Here is a 9599-nt window from a genome sequence, read left to right as displayed (position 1 = left end):
TGCGGGTTTTAATCGCCTTCAGAACAACGTCGGTCCAATCGGTGCCACCTTCGCTGCGCAAGATTTCGGGTTCATCCACCTTGCCGTCGGCGCCAATCCAGAAACCAATATCGACCCAGCGTTTTTCGACGACTTGGGTGCCGATGCGGTTGAGATCGCTGCCACCGGCCATCGCGCGGGCGGCCTGCGCCTCGTTCATTTCAATCGGCTTGGAATGCAACAGGACGGGCCGTTCTGTGCCACCCATCGCGGCATAGCGGGCAATCAGCTTGTCGGTTGTCTCGTTGTTGCCGCCGTTGCGGTCCATGCGCGATTTCAGGACCTCAGCCACAATCTTGAATTCCTCTGCCCCGCCGGTGGGCTCTTTCAAGAATAGGTCAATCGCTTCGGTGGCGTCTTTGCGGCGAAATGCCGTTTTCTCGGTTTCCGCGCGCTGCACCCGCAAAGACAGGTCGCGCACACGGGCAATCGCCGCAATTTGGGGAAGGCCAGCGGCCAGAGCGCGCCGTTCGATTTCCAAATATTTGTCGCTCGCTTCTTCCAGATAGCCAAGCTTCAAGCGCGAGTCCGCGACTTCAATTTCCGCGCTGAATACACGAAAGTCGTTCGGCTTAAGCGCGCCTTTCAGCGTGTCGCGCATATCGAGCACGGACAGCCGATAAATATCGGATTCGCCCAAATGCGCTGCCACATTGCCATTTGCGCGCAGCAAATCGGAAACTTCGATCGGGAACTGCTCTTTATATTTGCGATTGCGGCCAAGCGCATTTGCCAAAGTCGCGCGCGCATCGCGATAGTCGCCTTCGACAAATTGGTTTTCCGCATGCGCCAGTGTCGCTTTGATATCCTGATCGGGTGGGCATTTACGCGCCAGACAGGCTTTTAAATCAGCCTCGGTGTCCTTCAATGAACGCGCCGTTACGACGATTTCACGCTTCGATTCATTCTGCGCCGCAACCGGCAAGCTGACCCCAGCCAGCAAGAGAATAGCAGTCAGTTGAAACGTTTTCGGCATGAGAGAATCCTCGCATTCAAAGGGAGAGGCCGAGACGTAATCCGTTTGTTGACATGTGGCTATAATCTCTCGACAAAAAGCATCAGGGCCTCTGCCAAACGCGGCCCGATCTTGGGAGAGATGACATGGCGGTTGCCGATTTTGACATATTGACCTTTGACGGGTTTCTGACCCTTTGGGCAAAGGACCGTCCCGATTGGCCTGCTTTATCACAAGATGACCACGCTTTTACATATGGCGGGCTGGAAGAGCACACTGCGAAAATTGCGTCGATGCTGATGGCTATGGGCCTTAAAAAAGGCGACCGCATTGCGTGGATTGGCAAAAACAGCGACCTGTATTTTTCGCTGTTTTACGGCGCTGCACGCGTTGGCATCGTCATGGTGCCGATTGGCTGGCGTCTTGCCCCTGCCGAATGGGCGTATATTGCGAAAGACACCGGCGCGCGCATTTTGTTCGCAGGCCAGGGGTTTGACGCGGGCGTTCAGGCACTTGCCGAGGACATTCCGGGTGTTGAACATGTCATTGCTGAGGATGACGCGCGACGGATGATTGATGCGACACCGCGCGCTGCGTTTGAACCGGCTGGCCCCGATGATGCTGCGCTGCAGCTGTACACATCAGGCACGACCGGCAATCCCAAGGGCGCCGTGCTGTCGAACCGCAACTTGTTTGCCCTGCGTAAGCATTCTGCCGATTCCGACCATGCCTATACCAAATGGGATGATGATGAAGTCGTCCTAATCGCTATGCCCTGCGCACATATTGGCGGGACGGGGCTTGGCATCATGGCAATGGCGTCTGGCTTGCCGGGGTTGGTGCAGGCTGAATTTTCGCCTGATGCGGTTTTTGACGCGATTGAAAAAGGCGGTGCGACGCGGCTGTTCATTGTGCCTGCCGCCTTGCAAATGATGGTCAATCATCCGCGCTGCCGTTCGGTGGATTACAGCCACCTGAAATATATTCTTTACGGCGCGGCGCCGATTCCGCTCGAGCTGCTGCGACAATCGATGGATGTGTTCAACGCGCAGTTCATTCAAGTCTATGGCATGACCGAAACGACCGGTACCATCTGCATGCTGCCGCCCGAAGACCATGACCCCAATGGCAATAAAAGAATGCGGTCGGCCGGAAAGCCGCTGCCCGGCGTTGATCTGCGCATTGTTGATGGCGCAGGCAATGACATGCCGGTGGGCGAGGTCGGTGAAGTGTGGACGCGGTCTTCGAACAATATGATCGGCTATTGGAATTTGCCCGACGCAACCAAAGGCACGGTCGCGGACGGCGGCTGGATTAAAACGGGCGATGCCGGATATCTGGATGAAGACGGCTATTTATACATTCACGACCGCGTCAAAGACATGATCATCACCGGTGGCGAAAATGTTTACCCCGCTGAGGTTGAGAGCGCGATTTACGGCCACCCCGATGTGCTTGAAGTCGCCGTCATCGGCGTGCCAGACGCCAAATGGGGCGAGGCGGTGAAAGCTGTCTGTGTGCCCAAACCCGGCATGCAGGTTGACGTTGAGAGCGTGATGGCATGGGCCCGCGAACGTATCGCAGGGTTCAAGGTTCCGCGTTCGGTGGATGTCATCGAAGCCCTGCCGCGTAACGCATCGGGCAAGATTTTGCGCAAGGATTTACGTGCACCTTATTGGGCGGGATATGACCGGCAGGTAAATTAAGTCGGTTGGCTTAGCGGCCAACGCTGACATAATTGAACCCTGCGGCCTGCGCTTCTTCTGGGCGGTAAATGTTGCGTAGGTCGACCAGAACGTCGCCTGCCATCGCGGTATGCAGCTTTTTGAGGTCCAACGCACGATAGGCGTCCCACTCCGTAACTAACGCCACGGCATGCGCGTCTTGCGCGGCGCTGTAAGCGCTGTCGGCCATTACCACGTCGGGCAAGATCTTGGCGGCTTCCTCCATGCCTTCGGGATCATGGGCGTGCACGATGGCGCCGGCATCCAGCAGCGTCTGGACAATCGCAATCGACGGGGCATCACGCATGTCGTCTGTGTTGGGCTTGAATGTCAGCCCAAGCAAGCCAACCTTCATGCCACGCACATCACCGCCCAAGGCATTGATGATCTTGCGGCCCATGGCACGCTTTCGAAGGTCATTGGCCTGAACCACGGCTTCCACCACGCGAACGGGTGTTTCATTGTCCTGTGCGGTCTTGAGCAAGGCCAGCGTGTCTTTGGGAAAGCAGCTGCCGCCATAGCCGGGCCCTGCATGCAGGAACTTTGGCCCGATGCGGTTATCCAAGCCAATGCCGCGCGACACGTCTTGCACGTTGGCCCCCAGTTTCTCGCACAGATCCGCCATTTCGTTGATGAAAGTGATCTTGGTCGCGAGAAATGCGTTTGCAGCATATTTGATCAGCTCCGACGAACGGCGGCTGGTGAACAGCAATGGCGATTCATTCAGGAACAACGGACGGTAAATCGCGCGCATCACATCGCGGGCCCATTCGACATCGCTGCCCACGACAATGCGGTCGGGGCGTTTGAAGTCGCCAATGGCCGCGCCTTCGCGCAGGAATTCCGGGTTTGAAACAACGGCAAATTCAAGATCAGGGCTGGTTTGCCGAATGATGCGTTCAACCTCGTCGCCTGTGCCCACAGGAACCGTGGACTTCGTCACAACAACCGTACCCGGATCAATTGCGCGTGCCAATTCTTCGGCTGCGGCGTAGACATAGCTTAAGTCAGCATGGCCATCGCCGCGGCGTGACGGTGTGCCAACGGCGATGAAGATCGCGCCGCACCCTTTGACCGATTGCATGACATCGGTTGAAAAGCTCAAGCGGCCGGCATCGACATTGGTTTTGACCAAAGCATCCAGACCCGGTTCGTAAATCGGCATGATATTGGCGTTCAGACGGGAAATCTTGCCCTCATCCTTGTCGACGCAGACAACTTCATGCCCGAAATCTGCAAAACATGCGCCAGATACAAGGCCAACATAGCCCGAACCGATCATTGCGATTTTCATTACGATTCCCTTTTAGAGGCGAAGGCCGATTGCCTGGGCCTTATGACTTTATCATGACAGGAACAAGTCTTGCGTCGGGATGTTCAGCCGACCGCTTATATGTCAGGTTTCTTGTCGGCGCGCATTATGGATGATCTCCGCTATGCGCTGGCTCGCTTGACCATCCCCAAATGGATTGTGCGCGCGGGCCATCGCTGCATAAGCGGCATCATCGTCCAACAGCGTGCAAATTTCCGAAATGATGCGATCTTTATCGGTGCCGATCAGCTTCGCTGTGCCCGCTGTGACGCCTTCGGGGCGCTCGGTGGTGTCGCGCATCACCAACACCGGCTTGCCAAGCGCGGGTGCTTCCTCTTGAACGCCGCCGCTATCGGTTAACATGATGTGCGATATCGACAGCAGGCGGGCGAAGTTGGGATAATCCAAGGGTTCAATCATCGCGACATTGGGCAGATCGCCCAAAGCGGCGTTCATCACATCGCGCACGTTGGGGTTCATGTGCACAGGGAAGATGCACGCCACATCGTCTCGCGCCGCAATGGCCAGAATGGCCGCTGCGATATTATTCATGCCATCGCCGAAATTCTCCCGCCGGTGCGTTGTGATGCCAATGATCTTGCGGCCGCGGAAACGCTCTTCATATAGCGTAAGGTTTGCTGCCAATGCCGGATTTTGCGCGATGTGATCCGTTACCCAGTGCAGCGCATCAACCCCTGTGTTGCCAGTGACAAAGATGTTGTCTGGCGAAACCGCCTCTGCTGCAAGCGCAGCCGCAGACACAGCGGTTGGCGCGAAATGCTGATCCGCAATCGTGCCGATAATCTTGCGGTTCACTTCTTCGGGCCATGGCTGGTAGATATTGTTGCTGCGCAAGCCCGCCTCGACATGGCTCACGGGAATTTGGCGATAATAAGCGGCAAGTGCGCCGACCATGGCGGTGGCGGTGTCGCCTTGGACAATCACACGGTCGGGTTTTGCGGTATCGAGCACGCTGCCAATAGCCTCCAACAAACGCGCGGTGAGTGCATCAAGTGACTGCCCGGGCTGCATGAGGTCGAGGTCATAATCCGGAACGATGCCGCTGATGGCCAGCACCTGATCAAGCATCTGCCGATGTTGTGCGCTCACCAATATTTCCGTGTGCATGTTAGAGTAAGCCGCCAATGCATTGACCACAGGAAATAATTTTATGGCTTCAGGGCGCGTGCCGAAGATAACCATATTTTTGTGCATGTCGGGGTCCTGCAGTCGATGCGCATGTGCAGGCGGCCATTTAATCCGAACATGTTAAGAAGTGACGAAGTCACTGCGCCAAAGGACGGGCCCATTGGGAGCCCCCTGCGGAAACCGTCAGGCCGCGCCCTTTTCCCGCTCAGCGAGTTCCTGCTGCAAACGGCGCGTGACCGCTTCTGGCGATCCCGTATATTTCGCAAGCCGCGCATAAATGAGCGGGATGAGAACAAGCGTAATCAGCGTGGCGAGCGTTACACCGAAGACAATGACCACCCCGATAGAGGCCCGTGCTGCGCCGCCTGCGCCGCTGGCAATAGCAAGCGGGATTGCGCCAAACACGGTCGCGATCGACGTCATCAAAATCGGCCGCAAACGGCGCGCGGCTGCTTGCTGGATCGATTCCAGAATTTCCAAACCTTCATCGCGCAGCTGGTTTGCAAATTCGACGATCAAAATGCCGTTCTTTGCCGCAAGCCCGACGAGCATGACGATACCAATTTGGCTGTAGAGGTTGAGCGTCATCCCGGTCAGCGCAAGCCCAATGATGCCGCCGCCGACCGCCAGTGGGACCGTGGTGATAATTGTTGCAGGGTGCACGAAGCTTTCAAATTGGGCCGCAAGGACGAGATAGACCAACAGGATCGTGATGAAAAACACGAGGATGATGGATCCGCCGGTTTCCTTAAATGCTTGGCTCTCCCCGCGATAGCCGACGGCGAGTACCTCTGGCGATGCAGCGGCTTGCTCTTCGAGAAACGCGAGCGCTTCGCCCATTGAATAGCCGGGCGCCAATCCGCCCGACAGCGTAATGGCGCGCAGCTTGTTATAACGGCCAAGGTCGCGCGCGCCGGCGGTTTCTTTATATGTGATGAGGTTCGCGAGAGACACCAAGGAACCATCGCGGCTCCGCAGCTGGATAGCGGCCAAATTCTCCGCCGTTGCGCGGTCTTGGGCGTCGGCCTGAACAATCACGCGATATTCTTCGCCGCGATCCACATAGGTCGACACACGGCGTGACCCCAATAGCGATTGCAGCGCTTGGCTGACGTCGGCAACGGATACACCAAGGTCGCCAGCGCGCGCCGTGTCGACCAGAATCTCCATTTGCGGCTTCGTTTCCTTATAGTCGGAATCGAGGTTCACAATGCCGGGATTTTCGCGCGCGGCAGTCAATATCCTGTCACGCGCAACGCTTAGGGATTCATAAGTCGATCCGGCGATGACGAAGTTGAGCGGCTGACCCCGCCCGCGTCCGATAGAAGACCGCGCCGCGCCATTGCCGCGCACAGCGGGCAGATCGGCAAGGATTTTGTTGACCTGTGCGACCACATCTTCGGTCTTCTCGGTGCGCTCTTCCCATGGTTTCAGGAAGATCAGGAAGGTTCCCGAGTTAAAGTCATCACTTGCGGAAAAGCCGCCGGGTGTGCGTTGAATGATGGACCGAACCGTGCCCTTTTCGAGCAGCCCCAAAACCGGCTTGGAGGCATCCAGCATATATTTGTCCATGGCGTTGTAGCCAGTGCCCTCCGCCGCGCCAATGTTGACACTTATGACACCCACATCTTCGGCTGGCGCGAGTTCGGACTGAAGCGTCGTGAACAAAAGGCCTGCGACAAGCAAAAAGCCGATGACGCCCAGCATCGCCGCCAACGGCTTGGCAATCGCGCGGGATAGTAGATCGGAATAGCGCGCCTCAACGCGCTGAAATTTATCGTCGACCCATGATGCAACACGTCCGCGCTTTTCCTGCTTGAGCAGCTTTGAACACAGCATGGGCGCAAGGCTGAGCGCGACAAAGCCGGAAAAGGCGATGGCGGCAATCATTGCGCCTGCAAGCTCGCGGAATAAAAGGCCGGTCTGGCCTGCCAGAAACATGACGGGCACGAACACCGCGCAGACAACGACGGTGGTCGATACAACCGCGAAAGCGACCTGACGGGTACCAGTAACAGCTGCGACAAGCGGAGGCTCGCCTTGTTCAATCCGGTGGTAGACATTTTCCAACACCACGATGGCGTCATCGACCACCAAACCAATCGCAAGCACGAGCGCGAGCAGCGTTAACAGGTTGATAGAAAATCCGAACAGCCAGAGTACCGCAAAGGTCGCGAGCAAGCAGATGGGCACGGTGATTGCCGGAATAAGCGTTGCGCGCCAGCTTCCCAAAAACAGGAAGATGACCAAGACAACCAATGCCGCCGCTTCTGCCAATGTGACCCACACGCCGCTGATGGCCTTGCTGATGAACAATGAGTCATCCGACCCAACAGTGATAGTCATGCCCTTTGGCAGATCGGCTTTGATGTGTTCGGCGAGTGCCTTGGCGCTTTCGGCGACGGCCAAGGTGTTCGCGCCCGACTGGCGGACGATGCCCATGCCAAGCGCGGATTCACCGTTCAGCCGGAATGCGGCATAGGGATTTTCCGGACCGGTTTCGACCCGCGCCACATCAGACAGCCGCGTGAGCGAGCCGTCGGCACCGCGTGCGACTATTAACTGCTGAAACTCGGCCTCATTCCCAAATGGTCGGCTGACGCGCAGGGTTACGTTCTGATCTGTAGACTCCAAGCGACCGGCGGGCAGTTCGACATTCTGGCTGCGCAGGGCATTTTCCACATCAATCGGCGTGAGGCCCAATGCCGCAAGGCGGTCTGGCTGCAGCCAAATACGCATCGATGGCCGGGCTTCACCACCCACAAACACGCGGGCAACGCCATCGAGGGCGGAGAACCGGTCCACCAGATTGCGGTCGACATAGTCGCTGAGTTCAAGCCGCGACCAACCCGGTTTCGACACCACGAGAAACAATATGGGCGATGCATCGGCGTCAACCTTGCGCACTTCCGGCGCGAGCACTTCTTCAGGCAAGTCATCCGCAACGCCGCCGACACGGTCGCGGACATCGTTCGCCGCGCTGTCGACGGTTCGGCCCGGCGCGAATTCGATCGTGATCTCGGACTGCCCGTCGCGCGAGCGGGATGTGATGGTCTGAATGCCTTCAATGCCGGCCAGCGCATTTTCCAGCACCTGCGTCACCCGCGTTTCGACGACACTGGCGGCAGCGCCGGTATAGGTGGTTCCAACCGACACAATCGGGGGTTCCGTGTCGGGATATTCGCGAACGGGTAAGTTTAAAAAGCCGACAATGCCGACCAGCACCATCAAAATCGCAAGTACGGCTGCGAATAAGGGCCTGCGGACAGAGATGTCGGAAAGTGTCATCTCAACCCTGCATCATTTGTTTTTTGCGGGGGCTTCGCCAGCTTTGGCTTTTCCGGTGCGCACTTTGGCGCCATCCGACAGCTTCACGACGCCTTCGGTTACGATTTTGTCGCCGACTTTAAGTCCGCTGATGATTTCGACCAGATTGCCGTCGCGGCCACCCGTCTTCACTTCAATACGCTTTGCCTTTTGATCGGCATCCAGCATGTAGACAAAGCTCACATCGCCTTCACGGACGAGCGAGAGTTCAGGGACAGCGGGGGCGGTGCGCGTTTTCGATGTAATTGTGACCGACAGCAACATGCCCGGTTTTAACTGTCCGTTGCGGTTCGGCAATATCGCGCGCAGCGTGGCGGTGCGTGTTTGCGGGTTCACCAAGGGATCGATCGCAATGATTTTTCCTGATGCGACATAATCCGGGAAAGCCGCAGCCTTCGCACTGATGTCTTGGCCAACGCGGACATTTGCCAACATCGTTTCGGGTATTGTGAAATCCAGTTTTATGGAACTCAGGTCGCTCACGGCCGCAATTTCGTCCCCTGCGCTTACAACTGCGCCAACCGATATGCGCCGCAGCGACACTTGCCCGGAAAAGGGGGCCCGCACAACGCGGTCGCCAATCGTTGCGCGCGCTTCATTGGCTGCGGCTTTTGCCGATGCGGCTGATGCGGTCTGCGCCTCAAGATTTGCGTTGGTTGCAAAGCCGCGCCGATGGAGCTCACTAATCCGGGCCAGTTGCTGATCTGCCTCGCGCGCGCGGGCCTGCGCGCTGGCGAGTGATGCCTTTTCCTGCCCTTGCGCCAACACGGCCAGCATCTGGCCCTGCCGCACATAGTCGCCGTCGGAAAAACCAAGCTGCGTGATGCGTTCGGTGACAGGCGCGCGCACCGAAACCTGCTCATTTGCGTTCGCGGTGCCAACGGCCACGTATCGGTCCGAAAAGACATGCTGCGTCGCCGCGCCCAACGTCACCAAAGGAGCAGGGCGGTCGCGTTTTTCTTCACCGCCGCCACAGGCAGCGACACATAACATCAATGATAGAATGAGTGGCTTGCGCATTTTTCACCGGTGAGGGGGTTGGGAAATGTAATTTCGTGTGTTGGCTGAACTTAACCCACATTAATAGCATATT

6 protein-coding genes are annotated in these 9599 nt (G+C 57.3%); 1 reads left to right on the top strand and 5 read right to left on the bottom strand.

The window, feature by feature from the left end; all coding sequences use genetic code 11:
• Positions 1 to 1015 (bottom strand): hypothetical protein (locus ACIQZK_RS08055; protein ID WP_397575675.1); only part of this gene is annotated, 1015 nt, incomplete at its 3' end.
• A 125-nt stretch (positions 1016 to 1140) separates the two neighbouring features.
• Here ACIQZK_RS08055 and ACIQZK_RS08050 point away from each other — a divergent pair.
• Entirely contained in the window at positions 1141 to 2700 is a 1560-nt protein-coding gene (locus ACIQZK_RS08050) for a fatty acid--CoA ligase (protein WP_397575674.1), read from the top strand.
• Positions 2701 to 2710: 10 nt separating this feature from the next.
• On the opposite strand, the gene ACIQZK_RS08045 is transcribed toward ACIQZK_RS08050, so the two are convergent.
• The 4 genes from ACIQZK_RS08045 to ACIQZK_RS08030 all read right to left on the bottom strand — a co-directional run bounded on the left by ACIQZK_RS08045 (position 2711) and on the right by ACIQZK_RS08030 (position 9526).
• Positions 2711 to 4012: a UDP-glucose dehydrogenase family protein gene (locus tag ACIQZK_RS08045; RefSeq protein WP_397575673.1), complete on the bottom strand. Its 1302-nt coding sequence runs from the start codon at positions 4010 to 4012 to the stop codon at positions 2711 to 2713.
• Between the two features lie 102 nt (positions 4013 to 4114).
• Complete coding sequence (wecB, locus tag ACIQZK_RS08040) at positions 4115 to 5245, bottom strand: non-hydrolyzing UDP-N-acetylglucosamine 2-epimerase (RefSeq protein WP_397575672.1); 1131 nt, start codon at positions 5243 to 5245, stop codon at positions 4115 to 4117.
• A 117-nt stretch (positions 5246 to 5362) separates the two neighbouring features.
• Positions 5363 to 8467, bottom strand: coding sequence for an efflux RND transporter permease subunit (locus ACIQZK_RS08035; RefSeq protein ID WP_397575671.1), 3105 nt, complete (start codon positions 8465 to 8467; stop codon positions 5363 to 5365).
• Between the two features lie 12 nt (positions 8468 to 8479).
• Positions 8480 to 9526, bottom strand: a complete 1047-nt coding sequence (locus ACIQZK_RS08030) for an efflux RND transporter periplasmic adaptor subunit (protein WP_397575670.1) — start codon at positions 9524 to 9526, stop codon at positions 8480 to 8482.
• Between the last annotated feature and the right edge of the window lie 73 nt (positions 9527 to 9599).

Source organism: Sphingorhabdus sp. (assembly GCF_044338195.1).
Classification (GTDB): domain Bacteria; phylum Pseudomonadota; class Alphaproteobacteria; order Sphingomonadales; family Sphingomonadaceae; genus Sphingorhabdus_B.
This window is presented reverse-complemented; position numbering and strand designations above follow the sequence as displayed.

Excerpts from the sequence above, each read along its gene's own strand:
- ACIQZK_RS08050 (WP_397575674.1), top strand. The coding sequence starts at position 1,141 with ATGGCGGTTGCCGATTTTGACATATTGACCTTTGACGGGTTTCTGACC.
- ACIQZK_RS08045 (WP_397575673.1), bottom strand. The coding sequence starts at position 4,012 with ATGAAAATCGCAATGATCGGTTCGGGCTATGTTGGCCTTGTATCTGGC.
- wecB (WP_397575672.1), bottom strand. The coding sequence starts at position 5,245 with ATGCACAAAAATATGGTTATCTTCGGCACGCGCCCTGAAGCCATAAAA.
- ACIQZK_RS08035 (WP_397575671.1), bottom strand. The coding sequence starts at position 8,467 with ATGACACTTTCCGACATCTCTGTCCGCAGGCCCTTATTCGCAGCCGTA.
- ACIQZK_RS08030 (WP_397575670.1), bottom strand. The coding sequence starts at position 9,526 with ATGCGCAAGCCACTCATTCTATCATTGATGTTATGTGTCGCTGCCTGT.